Source organism: Mesorhizobium kowhaii (genome assembly GCF_042431665.1).
Lineage (GTDB): Bacteria > Pseudomonadota > Alphaproteobacteria > Rhizobiales > Rhizobiaceae > Mesorhizobium > Mesorhizobium kowhaii.
In genome coordinates, this window is record NZ_JBHLYT010000033.1 from 311,733 (window position 1) to 326,860 (window position 15,128).

At 65.1% G+C, this 15,128-nt stretch carries 13 protein-coding genes; 7 read left to right on the forward strand and 6 right to left on the reverse strand.

Annotated elements, in window-relative coordinates:
* Window positions 1–11: 11 nt before the first annotated feature.
* The 3 genes from ACFFNA_RS21005 to ACFFNA_RS21015 form a co-directional block, all read right to left on the reverse strand.
* The gene (locus ACFFNA_RS21005) at window positions 12–902 is read right to left on the reverse strand and encodes an SMP-30/gluconolactonase/LRE family protein (RefSeq protein WP_111548489.1); all 891 of its coding nucleotides are present in this window, start codon (window positions 900–902) and stop codon (window positions 12–14) included.
* A 173-nt stretch (window positions 903–1,075) separates the two neighbouring features.
* Window positions 1,076–1,810, reverse strand: a complete 735-nt coding sequence (locus ACFFNA_RS21010; protein WP_111548490.1) for a response regulator transcription factor — start codon at window positions 1,808–1,810, stop codon at window positions 1,076–1,078.
* Window positions 1,810–3,096, reverse strand: coding sequence for a sensor histidine kinase (locus ACFFNA_RS21015; RefSeq protein WP_378921269.1), 1,287 nt, complete (start codon window positions 3,094–3,096; stop codon window positions 1,810–1,812). Before ACFFNA_RS21015 ends, ACFFNA_RS21010 begins: the two co-directional genes overlap by 1 nt.
* A 151-nt stretch (window positions 3,097–3,247) precedes the next feature.
* Between ACFFNA_RS21015 and ACFFNA_RS21020 the strand changes: the two genes are divergently transcribed.
* The 7 genes from ACFFNA_RS21020 to ACFFNA_RS21050 all read left to right on the forward strand — a co-directional run bounded on the left by ACFFNA_RS21020 (window position 3,248) and on the right by ACFFNA_RS21050 (window position 12,260).
* Window positions 3,248–5,689, forward strand: coding sequence for a glucan 1,4-alpha-glucosidase (locus ACFFNA_RS21020; protein WP_378921271.1), 2,442 nt, complete (start codon window positions 3,248–3,250; stop codon window positions 5,687–5,689).
* 25 nt (window positions 5,690–5,714) lie between these two features.
* Window positions 5,715–6,734, forward strand: a complete 1,020-nt coding sequence (gene gnd / locus ACFFNA_RS21025) for a phosphogluconate dehydrogenase (NAD(+)-dependent, decarboxylating) (protein ID WP_378921273.1) — start codon at window positions 5,715–5,717, stop codon at window positions 6,732–6,734.
* 23 nt (window positions 6,735–6,757) lie between these two features.
* On the forward strand, window positions 6,758–8,134 hold the full coding sequence (zwf, locus tag ACFFNA_RS21030; protein ID WP_378921275.1) for a glucose-6-phosphate dehydrogenase: 1,377 nt from the start codon (window positions 6,758–6,760) through the stop codon (window positions 8,132–8,134).
* A 14-nt stretch (window positions 8,135–8,148) separates the two neighbouring features.
* A complete protein-coding gene (locus ACFFNA_RS21035; protein ID WP_378921277.1) occupies window positions 8,149–8,853 on the forward strand; it encodes an ROK family protein in 705 nt (234 codons plus the stop codon).
* A 215-nt stretch (window positions 8,854–9,068) separates the two neighbouring features.
* A complete protein-coding gene (locus tag ACFFNA_RS21040) occupies window positions 9,069–9,527 on the forward strand; it encodes a Ros/MucR family transcriptional regulator (protein WP_111548496.1) in 459 nt (152 codons plus the stop codon).
* Between the two features lie 127 nt (window positions 9,528–9,654).
* Window positions 9,655–10,755 carry an aminotransferase class I/II-fold pyridoxal phosphate-dependent enzyme gene (locus ACFFNA_RS21045; protein WP_378921279.1) on the forward strand — a complete coding sequence of 367 codons (1,101 nt, stop codon included), beginning with the start codon at window positions 9,655–9,657 and terminating at the stop codon, window positions 10,753–10,755.
* Between the two features lie 266 nt (window positions 10,756–11,021).
* Complete coding sequence (locus ACFFNA_RS21050; RefSeq protein WP_378921281.1) at window positions 11,022–12,260, forward strand: MFS transporter; 1,239 nt, start codon at window positions 11,022–11,024, stop codon at window positions 12,258–12,260.
* A gap of 17 nt (window positions 12,261–12,277) precedes the next feature.
* On the opposite strand, the gene ACFFNA_RS21055 is transcribed toward ACFFNA_RS21050, so the two are convergent.
* The 3 genes from ACFFNA_RS21055 to ACFFNA_RS21065 are packed head-to-tail and all read right to left on the reverse strand — an operon-like array spanning window position 12,278 to window position 15,127.
* Window positions 12,278–12,994, reverse strand: coding sequence for a glutamine amidotransferase (locus ACFFNA_RS21055; RefSeq protein ID WP_378921283.1), 717 nt, complete (start codon window positions 12,992–12,994; stop codon window positions 12,278–12,280).
* 18 nt (window positions 12,995–13,012) lie between these two features.
* Window positions 13,013–13,492: a tellurite resistance TerB family protein gene (locus tag ACFFNA_RS21060; RefSeq protein ID WP_378921285.1), complete on the reverse strand. Its 480-nt coding sequence runs from the start codon at window positions 13,490–13,492 to the stop codon at window positions 13,013–13,015.
* Between the two features lie 36 nt (window positions 13,493–13,528).
* Complete coding sequence (locus ACFFNA_RS21065) at window positions 13,529–15,127, reverse strand: heme biosynthesis protein HemY (RefSeq protein WP_378921287.1); 1,599 nt, start codon at window positions 15,125–15,127, stop codon at window positions 13,529–13,531.
* Between the last annotated feature and the right edge of the window lies 1 nt (window position 15,128).

Here is a 15,128-nt window from a genome sequence, read left to right on the forward strand (position 1 = left end):
CGGTCCCGAACTCAAAACAGTCTCAATCCCGGCACGCGCACCCGGAGCCGGTACAGCGACGTCGATGCGGCGATGTAGAGGCTCCTCAGGTCGTCGTCGCCGAAGGTGAAATTCGCGCAGTCTTCCGGCGTCCGGATGACACCCAGAATGGCGCCCGAGCCGTCGAAGACATGGATGCCGCCGGGGCCGGTGCAATAGACGTTGCCGCGGCTGTCGATCTTCATGCCGTCTGGCGCTCCCGGCCCGTCGCCCTCGGTCACCGCCCACACCGCACCGCCGTTGAGATCGCCGTCCGCCTCGACGCCGAACACCCTGATGTGTCCGCGTTCGGTGTCGTTGATGAACAGCCGCGACTCGTCCAGCGAAAAACAAAGCCCGTTCGGCTGCACGAAATCATCGGCCAGCAATGTCAGCCGGGTGCCGTCGCCATCGATGCGGTAGACACCCTGGAAGGACAACTCCTGCGGCCGCGGCACGCCGTAGAACTCCACCCTGCCATAGCCCGGATCGGTGAAGTAGATTGATCCGCCGGTGGCAACGACGATGTCGTTCGGGCTGTTGAGCTGCTTGTCCTGGTGGTGTGTGGCAAGCACGGTCACGCTGCCGTTGGGCTCGGCGCGGGTCACCCGGCTCGTCGCGTGCTCGCAGGTCACCAGCCGCCCCTGCCGGTCCAGCGTGTTGCCATTGGCCTTGTGGCTGGGCTCACGGAACAGCTCGATCTCGCCCGCGGCGCTGCGCCGGTACATGCGGCTTTCCGGAATGTCGGAAAAGACCAGCCACTTCTCGTAGGGATGCCACACCGGCCCTTCGAGGAAACCGAAGCCACTCGCCAGCGTTTCGATCGTCGCATCGCCGACGACGTCGTCGAAGCCGGGATGGCGGGCTCGCGCCGACGCCGACATCACTGGCTCCCGGCGGCGTGAGCAGCCGTGCGAATCCGCATGGTGACGAATGGCATGAGCGCTTCCCCGATATGTTTTCTTATTGGGGATCGAAGGTAGTTGCGGCACCGGCGTGGCGATACGGGTCAAAGCGCAGGGACGACTGTGCATTTGCACAGTCGCGCTGGCTAGAATTAGTGCTCGGGCGGCGCCTGCGCCAGCCAGGCATCGAGCCGGTCCTGCTCGCGGCGCAGCGCGTCGATGTTGATCAGGCCGCGCGCCATCGCGAGATAGATCGCCCGCGTCCGCGAGTTGAACACGGAAGCATCGCTGGCGCCGTCCTCCGCCGGCACGATGCCGAGCTTGTCATAGACATGCTTGATGCGGCTCTGCGCGCCGCGGATCGACAGGCCGCGGCGCGCCGCAATCGCCCGGTCGGTCAGGCCGAGCGCGATGTCGATCAGGCTTTCATACTCGCCGTCGGTGATGCCCTCGAACTTGTCCTGGACGCGGTGCTGGATGCCGCGGATCTCGCGGTCGATGATGCAGTGGCCTTCGCGGAAAACGCCGCGCAGGGCCGAGCGCATGCCTTCCTCCGTCGCCGATTTGAGCACATAGCCATAGACCGAGCCGGGCGGCACGATGCGCGCCACGCCGCGCACATAGGCCTCGTCGGCGAAATTCGACCAGAACAGGATGTGCGTGCCGGCGCGGCGGTTCCAGATCGCCCTGGCAACCTCGATCCCCGTTGCCTTCGGCATCTGCAGATCGAGCACGACATGCGGCGGCTCGCGCTCGGCCGCTAGGTTGATGGCGTCTTCGCCGTCGCTCGCTTCGATCACCTCGACGTCGCCGGGCCACAATTGCTCGACGGTGCGACGCGCGAATGTGCGGTGCAACCCGTCATTTTCGGCGATCATCACAAGCATCACATGGCCTCCGACACGGCGAGCTGACCGGGCACCGTTGCGGCCGCCGCAACCGGCAATTCCCGCGACGGCTGGCGGTCGATCTCGACGACGACACGGGTGCCGCCGCTCTTGCGGCCGGCCTGCCCGATGCGCAGCCGCGCGCCGATAAGGGCTGCCCGCGTGTGCATGTGGCCAATACCGCCATGGGCGGCCGGATCGACGGTGCCGCAGCCCTGGCCGTCATCGGTGACGATCACCCGCAGGACGCTCGCGGTCGACGCCAGCAAAACATCGATGCGGCGCGGCGCGGCGTGACGAACGGCATTGTTGATCGCTTCCTGGACGATCCGGTAGAGCGCGGTGCGGACGGGCTCCGGCAGGCTGTCGGCGCCGCCGTCACTGGTGTCGGCGATGCGCACGGCGATCGGCGGCTTGGCTCTGGCGACGCTGCGGTTGAGATGCGCTTCGACCGCGTCGCGCAGGCCGAACAGTTCGAGCACGCTCGGCCGCATGTCGTCGACGATGTGGCGCAGTTCCGTCAGGCAGCCGGCGACCTCCAGCTCGAGGTCGGCAAGCTGCGCCGCCCGCGCCACGCCCTGGCCGCGCAAGGCCGAAAGCTGGCGGGCGATGCGGGCGAGGTCGGCAAGCGTCTGGTCATGCAAATCCATGGCCATGCGCCGGCGTTCGCGCTCCATGCCTTCGGTCAGCTGAGAGGCGCCGACGCGCAGCAATTCGACACGATTGCGCGCCTCGCTCTCGGCAAGCATGGCGCGGCGCGCCTCCTCGGTCTGGATCAGCGCGAAGATATAGGGCGCGATCAGATCGGCGCATTGCTGGGCGACCGCGACATCGGCAAGCGTGTAGCAGCCGACCTCGTGCCGGCTGATGTTAAGGGCGCCGATGATGCCGCCGCGTGCCCTGAGCGGCACGACGATGCGGCTGCGCAGCCTGGCGGCGAAGATCGGCCCGTCGATGGCCGTGGCGAAATGGAAGCGCTGGTCGCGCAGCGCGTCGTCGGCAAGCAGGTAGGGCACCTCGCCCCACAGCACCGAGCGGATCGGGCTGACTTCGGTCGGCAGCGGATGCTGGGCAAGCTCGCTCCAGCTGGTGTGGAAGCCGGCTTCATAACAGGCGTGCCTGCGCCCGTCATGCGACAGCACCGCCAGATCCATGTGATCGTGCGGAATGAGCGTGCCGATCTCGATGGCCGTCGCGCGAAACGCCGTGCCGGGATCGATATGGCCGGCAAGCGCCCGCGAAATCGCCAGCAACCGGTCGATCAGGACCAGGGACACCTCCGGCATGGCTTCGCGATCCTCCCGTGCCGGGAATAGTGGACGCTACGCGGCGCCGCTGTCAACGAGGGCGCCATTGGCGGTGGCGATCACTTTGCGGTGCAATGATTGAAAAGGGTTCGCGTCCTGGTCTAGGGAAGGGTCAGGAGACCGCGATAGAATGCCAGTGACGCCAACCGTTGCTCCGGGCGCCCCGGGAATTCCGGCCCGCTGGACGTCAAGCGCCAAGAGTGGCGTCGGAACGTCCCTTTCGCCGGCCGGCCAGATCTGGTTCACGATCAGCCATGGCATCCTCAACGAGATCTACTATCCGCGCCTCGACAGCGCCTGCACGCGCGATTTCGGCCTGATCGTCACCGGCCCCGACGGCTATTTCTCCGAAGAGAAGCGCGATGCCGCGCACGCCATCGAACCATTCGAGGACGGCGTGCCGGCCTACAGGCTGGTCAACACCGCCGCCGACGGCGCCTATCGGATCGAAAAGAGCATCCTCGCCGACCCGGCCCGGCCCGCTTTGCTGCAGGAGATCGTTTTCACGCCGCTCAAGGGTGCCGCCGGCGACTACCGCGTCTACGCCTTGCTGGCGCCGCATCTGATCAATGCCGGCATGGGAAACACCGCCTGGGTCGGCGACCACAAGGGAAAGCCTGTGCTGTTCGCCTCGGGGCGTGGCACCTGCCTGGCGCTGGCCTCGTCGCTGCCCTGGCGAAGCTGCTCGGCCGGCTATGTCGGCGCCTCCGACGGCTGGCAGCAGCTCCACAACACCGGCAAACTCGATCCGACTTGCCGGCGGGCCGAGGACGGCAATGTCGCGCTGACCGGCGAGATCGGTTTTTCTACTGGCAAATCAAAAGCGTTGCTGGCGTTGGGTTTTGGCGCGACGCCCGACGAGGCTGCTGAAAATGCCTTCGCCAGCTTGAAACGAGGCTTTGAGCCCGCCGCAAAATCCTACGTCGAGAAATGGCGCAAATGGCAAAAGGGCCTGCTGCCGCTGGACCGGCATGGCGAATCCGGGATCAACTTCTATCGCGTCTCGACCGCTGTCCTGGCGACGCACCGGTCGATCGCCGTGCCGGGTGCGGCGGTCGCCAGCCTTTCGATTCCGTGGGGCTTCAACAAGGGCGACGACGATCTCGGCGGCTATCATCTGGTCTGGCCGCGCGATCTGGTCGAAACGGCAGGTGGCTTTCTCGCTGCCGGCGACGCCGCGTCGGCCCTGCAAATCCTTGACTATCTGCACTCCATCCAGCAGCCGGACGGACGCTGGCCGCAGAACGCCTGGCTCGATGGATCGGCCTATTGGCCAGGCATCCAGATGGACGAATGCGCCTTCCCGCTGCTGCTGGCCGATGCGCTGCATCGCGCAGGACACCTGCCGCGTGCCAGGCTCGCAGCCTTCCTGCCAATGATCGAGCGCGCCGCCAGCTATGTCGTGCGCAACGGACCCGTCACCGGCGAGGATCGCTGGGAGGAGGATGCCGGCTACAGCCCGTTCACGCTGGCCATCGAGATCGCCGCACTGCTCGCCGCAGCGGACCTGCTCGACGCCTGCGGCAAGCAGAGCGCGGCGGCCTATCTGCGCGAGACCGCCGATGTCTGGAACGACCAGGTCGAGCGCTGGACCTATGTCACCGGCACGGCACTCTGCCGGCAAGCCGGCGTCGACGGCTACTACGTCCGCATCGCACCGCCCGACAGCGCCGAGGCCGGTTCGCCGAAGGACGGCTATGTCCCGATCAAGAACCGGCCGCCCGGCGATACCGACCGTCCAGCCGAGGCAATCGTCAGCCCGGACGCGCTGGCGCTCGTCCGGTTTGGCCTGAGGGCAGCGGATGATCCGCGCATCGTCGACACGGTCAAGGTCATCGATGCGCAATTGCGCTGCGACCTGCCGCAGGGACCGCTCTGGTACCGCTACAATGGCGATGGCTATGGCGAACACGAGGATGGAGCGCCGTTCGACGGCACCGGCCAGGGCCGGCCCTGGCCGTTGCTGGCCGGCGAACGCGCCCATTACGAGCTGGCGGCGGGGCGCAAGGACAAGGCGGCGAGCCTGCTGGCCGCGCTGGAAGGTTCGGCCGGACCGGGCGGCCTGTTGCCCGAACAGGTCTGGGACGGCGCCGACCTGGCCGAGCGCGAACTGCTGCACGGTCGTCCCTCGGGCAGCGCCATGCCGCTGGTCTGGGCGCATTCGGAGTATATCAAGCTGTTGCGCTCGCTGCGCGACGGCGCGGTCTTCGACATGCCGCCGCAAGGCGTCAAGCGCTACATCGAGGACAAGACTGTATCGCCGCTCAGGACATGGCGGTTCAACAACAAGATCCGCACGATCCCGGCCGGCAAGACGCTGCGCGTCGAGCTGCTGGCCCCGGCGACGGTTCGCTGGAGCACCGACAATTGGGCAACCGCCGTCGACAGTCAGACGACAGAGAACGCTTTCGGCATCCATCTTGCCGATCTGCCCACGGCCAACCTCCCCAGCGGAAGCACGCTGATCTTCACTTTTTTCTGGTCCGGAGCCGGTGATTGGGAGAATGTCGACTTCTCCGTCATATCAGGCGAGCAGGATAGCCAGTCGATCCTTCCTCGACAAACCCCGTAAATCTCCAGGAAACAGGGACGAAACCATGCAGATCGGAATGATGGGACTGGGCCGGATGGGCGCCAACATGGTCCGGCGCCTGATGCGCGACGGCCACCAATGCGTCGTCTATGACATCAACCCGGCCAGCGTCGCCGCGCTCGTAACCGACGGTGCGTCGGGAGCGGCATCCCTTGCGGAATTCGTCGGCAAGCTGGCCAAGCCGCGCTGCGTCTGGCTGATGCTGCCGGCTGCAATCACCGGCAAGATCGTCGATCAGGTCGCCGCCCTGATGGAACCCGGCGACATTATCATCGACGGCGGCAATTCCTACTACCATGACGACGTCGACCGGGCGGCGAAGCTCAGGGACAAGGGCATCAGCTATGTCGATGTCGGCACCAGTGGCGGCGTCTGGGGCCTCGATCGCGGCTACTGCCTGATGATCGGCGGGCCTGACGAGGCGGTCCAGCATCTCGATTCGATCTTTGCCACGCTGGCGCCCGGCGCCGATGCCGGCGCGCCCGCTCCCGACAAGGCCGCCGCCGGCACGGCACCCTTCGGCTATCTGCATTGCGGCCCGAGCGGTGCTGGCCATTTCGTCAAGATGATCCACAACGGCATCGAATACGGCGTCATGGCCGCCTATGCCGAGGGCATGAACATCCTCAAGGCCGGCAATGCCGGCAAGGTCAAGCGCGCCGCCGACGCCGAGACCAGCCCACTGCAGAACCCGGAATATTATCAGTTCGACATCGACCTCGCCAACGTCGCCGAGGTCTGGCGGCATGGCAGCGTCATCGGCTCCTGGCTGCTCGACCTGACCGCCGGCGCGCTCAAGTCAGACGCCTCGCTGGCGAGTTTCGGCGGCCGCGTCTCGGATTCCGGCGAGGGACGCTGGACGCTGAAGGCGGCGATCGACACCGGCGTGCCGGCGCCAGTTCTGTCCTCGGCGCTGTTCGACCGCTTCTCCTCGCAAGGCGAATCCGAATTCGCCGACAAGCTTCTGTCCGCCATGCGCTATGCGTTTGGCGGCCATGTCGAAAAGCCGAAGTCCGGCTCGTGACGGCCGGCAGGGGAGACAATTTGATGAGCCAGGAACGGTCCGATACGCTGGTGCTCTTCGGAGCGACCGGCGACCTCGCCCACAAGAAAATATTTCCAGCGCTTTACCAGATGGTCGCCAAGGGCACGCTGACCGAACCGGTGATCGGCGTCGCGTTCGACGCCTGGGACCTCAAGCAATTGCAGGCGCGCGCCCGCGACGGCATCGTCGATGCGCTCGGCAAGATCGACGAAAAGGTGTTCGCCAAGTTCGCGTCGCTGCTGCGCTACGTCAGCGGCGACTACCGCGATCCGGCGACGTTCGAGAAACTGAAAAACGCGCTCGGCACCGCCCAGCGGCCGCTGCATTACATGGCCGTGCCGCCGACCATGTTCGAGACCGTCGTCCAGGGGCTCGAGCAATCGGGCACGGCGCATGGCGCGCGGCTGATGGTGGAAAAGCCCTTCGGCCACGACCTGCAATCGGCGCGCTGGCTAAACCGGGTCCTGCATCTGGTGTTCGACGAACAGTCGATCTTCCGCATCGACCATTATCTCGGCAAGGAAGCGATCCAGAACCTGCTCTATTTCCGCTTCGCCAATTCCTTCCTCGAGCCGATCTGGAACCGCAACTTCGTCGAGAGCGTGCAGATCACCATGGCCGAGGATTTCGGCGTCGAGGGGCGTGGCCGCTTCTATGACGATGTCGGCTGCATCAGGGATGTCATCGAGAACCATCTGCTCAACATCCTGTTGCTGCTCGCCATGGAGCCGCCCGTCGGCCGGTCAGCCGACGATTTGATCGACGAGAAGGTGCAGGTGCTGCGCGCGATCCGGACGCTGACGAAGGACGATGTCGTGCGCGGCCAGTTCACCGGCTATCTCGCCGAACCCGGCGTGGCGCCGAACTCACCGGTCGAGACCTTTGCGGCGGTGCGTTTCTTCGTCGACACCTGGCGCTGGCAGGATGTGCCGTTCTTCATCCGCGCCGGCAAGAACATGCCCGTGCATGTCACCGAGGTGGTGGTGCGGCTGAAGCGGCCGCCGCTCGACGTCTTCGACCCGATCAAGCCCGCCGACCAGAACTACGTCCGCTTCCGCATCGATCCGCAAGTGGTGATCGCCATCGGCGCCCAGCGCAAGGCGCCGGGCGACGACATGATCGGCGAACAGGTCGAACTGACGGCGCTTGACGACAGCAAGAGCGACATGCCGCCCTATGAGCGGCTGATCGGCGATGCCATGAACGGCAACGGCCAGCTGTTCACCCGCCAGGACGCCAGCGAGCTGGCCTGGCGCATCGTCGGCCCGGTGCTTGGCGACACCACGCCGCCGCACCTCTATGAACCGCTCACATGGGGTCCGGCGGACGTGATGGCCGGGTTCGGGCCGCCCAATGGCTGGATCGATCCGGTAAAGTGAGTGGAGGTGGCACAATGGCCAAGGCGATGAAGCAGCCTGCATTGGACGCTGAGAAGATCGTGCTTTCGATCGATATTGGCGGCTCGCACGTCAAGATCCTCTCGAGCGCCGGCGGTGCGGAGCGCCGCGCCGACTCGGGACCTGGCCTGACGCCGCAGCAGATGACCGATGCGGTCAAGAAGCTCGCCGAAGGCCTGTCCTACGACGTCATCTCGATGGGCTATCCCGGCCCGGTCAACCACAACAGGCCGCTCACCGATCCTGCCAATCTCGGCAAGGGTTGGGCCGGCTACGATTTCGCCGCGCAGTTCGGCAAGCCGGTGAAGGTGGTCAACGACGCGCTGATGCAGGCCATCGGCAGCTATGAGGGCGGCCGCATGCTGTTCATCGGACTGGGAACCGGCCTCGGCGCGGCGATGATCGTCGACAATGTCGCCCAGCCGATGGAACTCGCCCACCTTCCCTACAAGAAGGGCAGGAGTTTCGAGGACTATGTCGGCGAACGCGGGCTGGAAAAGCGCGGCAAGAAGAGATGGCGCAAATATGTGTTCGACGTCGTCGACCGGCTCCGCGCCGCCATGCAGCCTGACTATGTCGTCATTGGCGGCGGCAATGTCGACAAGCTCGATGAATTGCCCACCGACTCGAGGCGCGGCGACAACACACGCGCCTTCGAAGGCGGCTTTCGTTTGTGGCGCGACAAGGCGCTGATAGTCTGATATTATTATTGTTTAATATAGTTGTTCAAAATAACGTGTGCCGCGGCATCAAGTCATTGCGCTGCGCAGATTTGCCGACTAGGAATTTCGCGCCACAACAACGCCGCCCGTCCCGTGGATGCACAAAGGACGCCGCAGCATTTTGATTTTGCGCATGATCCTTTCCGGGAATCGAATCCGATTTTCAGGTCATGCGCTTTAGACGGAGAAATAGATTGACCGACGATAGCAACAGCGCCCGTAAAGACATCGACCTGCTCGAGCTGACCGCTCACATCGTGTCCGCTTATGTCGAGAAGAACCGCTTGCCCGTTTCAGGTCTCGCCGATCTCATCGCCAGCGTCAGCGCTTCGATAAGCGGGCTCGGCCAGCCGGTGGTGCCGGTGGCGGCGCCGCTGGTCCCGGCGGTCAACCCCAAGAAATCGGTGACACCGGACTTCATCATCTGCCTGGAAGACGGCAAGAAGTTCAAATCCCTGAAGCGTCACCTCGGCGTGCATTTCGGCCTGACGCCGGATGCCTATCGCGCCAAATGGGGCTTGCCGTCGGATTATCCGATGGTCGCTCCCAATTATGCCGCTTCGCGTTCGCTGCTGGCGAAGTCGATCGGGCTCGGCCGCAAGGCCGCCCCGAAGCCGGTCGTCAAGGGCAGGAAAGCCAAGGCTTCGGCCTGAGGCAATTCCGCACAGAGCCAATAGGCTGAGCCAATGGATTGATTGGAGCCTGCCGGCGAATCCGCCTTGGCAGGCTTCATGTTTTTGTGGCTTGGATGAATCGGACGGATTCTTTTGGGGGAGAGCCATGAACTACGCCAGGATGGTGATCGAGAAAGAGGCGCCGGAAGAGTACGGCTATGACCGGATCCGCTACAATCTTTCCGAAAGTTCGATCGCCGACCAGAAACTCTCCGACATCGGCCTGTCCTTGCCCGATCTCACGCTTTTCTACGGCGAGCATCGCGGCGACAAGGAGTTGCGCGCGCTGATCGCGGCGCAGGATGCCGGCATCTCGCCCGATGATGTCCTTGTCACCGCCGGCGCTGCCGGCGCGCTGTTCATCATCTCGACCTCGCTTTTGTCGGCTAGCGCTCATCTCGTCGTCATCAGGCCCAACTACGCCACCAACATCGAGACCCCAAGGGCGATCGGCTGCGCTATCAGCTTTGTCGACCTGGCCTTCGAGGACGGCTTCGCTATCGATGTCAGCCAAGTCGCGGCGGCGATACGGCCGAACACCAGGCTGATCAGCGTCACCTGCCCGCACAACCCGACCGGCACGATGATGGACCGGGCCGAACTCGATGCGCTGGTCGCCCTCGCTGAGCACCACAACTGCCATTTGCTGGTCGACGAAACCTACCGCGACCTCTCCTATGGCAAGCGCCTGCCGTCGGCGGCATCGCTGAGCCCGAAGGCGATCAGCGTCTCGTCGCTGTCCAAGGCCTTCGGCATTCCCGGCATCCGCATCGGCTGGCTGATCACCAGGGATGCGGACCTTCAGGAGAAGTTCCTCGCCGCCAACGAGCAGATCGGCATCTGCGGCAGCGTCATCGATGAAGGCATCGCGCGTGGCATGCTGCAGCGCCGGGACGCCTTCCTGGCGACGCTGCTGCCCGAAATGGCCAGGCGCCGCGACATCGTCCAGGCCTGGATCGACCGCGAGCCGCTGGTCGACTGGGTGCGGCCCGAAGGCGGTGTCGTCGGCTTCCCGCGCCTGAATGTCGATCCCGGCTTCGATCTCGACCGGTTCTACGTGAACCTGCTGGAAAACCATGGCACCTATGTTGGACCCGGCCACTGGTTCGAAATGGAAAAACGCTTCTTCCGTGTCGGCTTCGGTTGGCCGACCGCGGCCGAATTAAGCGGCGGCCTCGACGCCATCTCCGCCGCGCTGCGGCAGTAACGTCCTCGTGCAATCAAAGGAACAGGGTGAAAATTTCTTGATCCAGTGCTGATTCTGGCGCACATCGCGCTGCGAACTTTGTTAGAAGTTCCCTTGGCCGGAACAGCGCCCATCCGGGAAGTGCCCCGCCGGCTATCGCATCGGCTCGAAAATCGGTTCCGATTTTCGGAAAAGCACGATGCGACAACCAAGAAGTGTTGGAGCGTACTTTGTGCGTCCAATTGGACGCACGTCGCTCCAATACCATCGCAACGGGGCCTCGATCCATGACTGCCGCACAAACCTCGCCGGACCAGCGCTATGCCGCGTTCCGCCACCGCTCCTTCCTGAGCTATTGGGCGGCGCGTTTCCTCACCACATTCGCCACCATGATCGTGTCGGTCGCTGTCGGTTGGCAGATGTATGACCTGACCCGCGATCCGCTCGATCTCGGCCTTGTCGGCATCGTCCAGTTCCTGCCGTCGCTGTTGCTGGTGCTGGTCACCGGCGTCGTCGCCGACCGCTTCGGCCGCCGCCTGATCATGGCGCTGGCGGTGGTGGTGGAGTCGATCTGCGCGCTGACGCTGCTGTTTCTGACGCTGCACGGCATCAGCGGACCGCTGCCGATCTTCGCCGTGCTCGCCATGTTCGGCGTCGCCCGCGCCTTCTTCGGCCCGGCCTCGGCCTCGCTGTTCGCCAATCTGGTGCCGCCTGAGGATTTCGCCAACGCCATTGCCTGGAATTCGTCGGCCTGGCAGACCGCGACCATTGTTGGCCCTGTCGCCGGCGGCCTGCTCTATGGCGTGTCGGCGCAAGTGGCCTATGGCACCGCTGCCGTCCTGATGCTGGCCTCCGGGCTGCTGATCTTCACCATCCCGAAGCCATCGCAACGCACAGAGACCGAAAAGCCGACGCTGCAGAATCTGTTCGGTGGGTTCAGCTATATCTGGAGCGAGAAGATCGTGCTGGGCGCCATCTCGCTCGATCTGTTCGCCGTGCTTCTGTCGGGCGCCTCGGCGCTGCTGCCGATCTACGCGCGCGACATCCTCCAGCTCGGCCCCTGGGGGCTCGGCCTGCTGCGCTCGGCGCCCAGCGTCGGCGCCATCTGCGTCGCGATCTGGCTGGCCGGGCATCCGCTCCGCAACCACGCGGGCATGATCATGCTAGCCTCCGCTGCTTCGTTCGGTGCCTTCACCGTGCTGTTCGGCCTGTCGACGATCACCTGGCTGTCGATCGTCGCCCTTGCCTTCCTCGGCGCCACCGACATGTTCAGCGTCTACATCAGGGAAACCTTGATCCAGCTGTGGACACCCGACCATGTGCGTGGCCGTGTCAACGCCGTCAACCAGGTCTTCGTCGGCGCCTCCAACGAGGTCGGCGAATTCCGCGCCGGCACGATGGCGGCGTTGATCGGCACGGTGCCGGCCGTCGTCGTCGGCGGCATCGGCGCGATCGCCGTTGCCGGGCTGTGGATGGTGCTGTTCCCGCAACTGCGCAAGGTGCGCCACCTCAACGGGCGAAACTGACGCGCGCCGTCGTTGCCCTATCGCACCGCCGGCTTGCCGAAGATCATCCGCAGGAATTCGTCCAGCCAGCGCTTGAGATGCATATCCCAGATCAGCCGGCCGCCGAGATGATCGCGGCCGGGTTGCGCGCCCGGCAACTCAAAGCGATGCGCGCCGCGCACCACCCAGCGCTGCATCATCGCCCTGGTCAGCTCGCCATGGAACTGGATGCCCCAGGCATTGTCGCCATAGCGAAAGGCCTGGTTGGGGTAGGTCTCGGCCGTCGCCAGCAGCGTCGCGTCCCTGGGCAGCGAAAAGCCCTCGCGGTGGAACTGGTAGACCATTTCAGGCCAGTGCATCAGGTTCTTGCCGGCTTCGGTCGCCTTCAGCGGATACCAGCCGATCTCGACCAGCCCATCGCCGTGACCCTCGACCTTGCCGCCGAGATGGTTGGCCAGCATCTGCGCACCGAGGCAGATGCCGAGGAACGGCCGGTTCTCCCTGAGCGGTATTTCCAGCCAGGCGGTCTCGCGGCGAACGAATTCGTCCTCGTCATTGGCGCTCATCGGCCCGCCAAACACCACAGTGCCGGCGTGGCCGTCCAGCGTTTCTGGCAAGGTATCGCCGAGCGGCGGACGACGAATGTCGAGCTCGAAGCCTTCTTCCAGGAGCATGTGGCCGACGCGTCCGGGGCTCGAATTCTCCTGATGCAGCACGATCAGGATCTTTGGCTTCGAACTCGTTTGGCGCGGCATGGGCAGGCGAAATCCCGTCTATTCGTCGCTCGATGTTCCGGTGGCGCCGGGTGCTTTCGCCGCCGCCTTGCGGCGCGCCTCGACGCGGTCGCGGCGTTCGACGCCGATCAACTCGGCCACGCGCCAGACCGTGTTGTCCTCCAGCTCGTGCAACTCGCCATCGGCATAGACGATCTCCCACATCAGGCCGATGAAGGCCTTGCGCGCATCGGCATCGAGGTGGCGCTTCAAGACACTGGTGAAGGCATAGAGATCAATCGCTTCATTGTCGGCCCGCTCGCCCGCAGCGGCGAGCGCTTCGAGTTCGGCGCCGCTGATCGAGTAGCTCTCGGCCAGCACCGCCTTGAACCGTTCCCACTCGACATCCTGGCGCACACCATCGGCATTCATGACGTGATAGAGGAGCGCCGAAGCCGCAACGCGCGGATCATCAGTGCTGGCATGCGTACCAGCGCCGGCCGGCAAATCCCTGAGAAATGACAGAACGCGTTCAAACATAAATCCAATCCCCAACGGCCTGACAGCCGGCCCAATTCAAAACAGCCGGAACCGGCGCGGCGATTTTTCCGCTTCCTCGTCCGGATCGACGCCGGGATCGTCCGGCAGCCGCGCAAGCTCCTCGGCCGGCTCGACGGCTTCCGCATTGGACGGCACCTCAGCGAAGGCGGCGGCTGTGATCGGCCGGACATCATCCTCGTGGGTCTCGGCGTCCTTGCCTGCGGGCGCGCCTGGGCCAGCGTCATCGATCACCTCGACAGGCCTTTCGCTCACCGGCTTTGCCAGCGCTTCGATGACCGGCGCGGCCGAGGCCGATGCATCGTCATGGCTGTCGATCAGCTGGCCGAGCCGCTCCATGGGCGCACGCCACTCGAAGGCGTCGAGCCGGCCGGTGACCGGCGATACCGGCGCCCAGCGCTCGGAAACGACGCCATCGGCGACCCAGGCCGGATCGCGCGGCGCCCGCACCGCCCTCGACAGCAGCTGCCGCACCTTGCCCTGGTCGCCGGTATCGGCCTCCTCGATGTCGGCCAAAAGCAGATAGGCGCCCTCGCGGCGGTCCATCCGGATCGCTGCCTCGGCCTCGCGGCGGGCGGTCGAAAAATCCAGCGCGTCAAGTGCGGCGCGCGCCACCGTCATCGACGACTCGGCGTGGTTCTTCTTCATCTCCTGCAGCTTCTTCGCCCGGTTGAGGCGGTCGAGCACGGCGTCGCCCTGCCTTGCATGGGTGTAGAGCTCGGCGATCTCCGGATGCGGCTCGGCCTTCCATGCCGCCTCGAGGATTTTCGAGCCCTTGCGCACATCGTTCTGCTTGAACAGCGCAGCAGCAGCAGCAACAGCGGCCGGCGCGAAGTCCGGCCGCAGCCGGTTGGCCTCGATCGCCGCGGTTCTGGCGGCAGTCGGATCGCTGTCGGCAAGTGCCTGCGCCTTGGCCGTCAACAATACGGCGCGACGTCGGTTGGCGGCATCGCGTTCGATCTGCCGTGTCGACTTCTGCGCGTCGACGAGTTTCAAGGCACCGTCCCAGTCGCCGCGCGCGGTCAATTCTTCCAGCGTCGATTCGGCCGCCCAGGCCAGTTGCGGCGCCATCACGGCGGCACGGCCGGCGTAATGTCTGGCGGCGTTGCGGTCGCCGAGCCGTTCGGCTTCGAGATAGAGCCCGCGCAGGCCGAGCAGCCGCATTTCGGGGTCGTCGAGCATGCTCTCGAACTTCTGCCGCGCGCCTTCATGATCGCCTTCGAGCAGCGACGCCTGCGCCTCGAGCAGATGGATCAGCGGCTCCTGGTCGGAGCGGATCAGCTTTGCCGCTTCCTTGGTTTTCTTGCGGGCCAGTGCTCCGTCACCGGCGCCGGCGGCGATCATGCCGGTCGACAGTGCCTGATAGCCACGGTCGCGGCGGCGCACGCGGAAATAGCGCGAAATGGTGTAGGGGCTGTTCCACAGCGACTTGATCAGCCACCAGAAGATCATCACCGCGGCAACGACGGCAACAACGGCCACTGCCGCCACCATCAGGCTGACCTGGTACTGGTAGCCGCTGAAGGTGACGACCATGTCGCCCGGCCGGTCGGCCAGCCAGGCGAAACCCAGCCCGAGCGCGAAAACGACGATGAGGAAGGCCAAGAGGCGGATCATG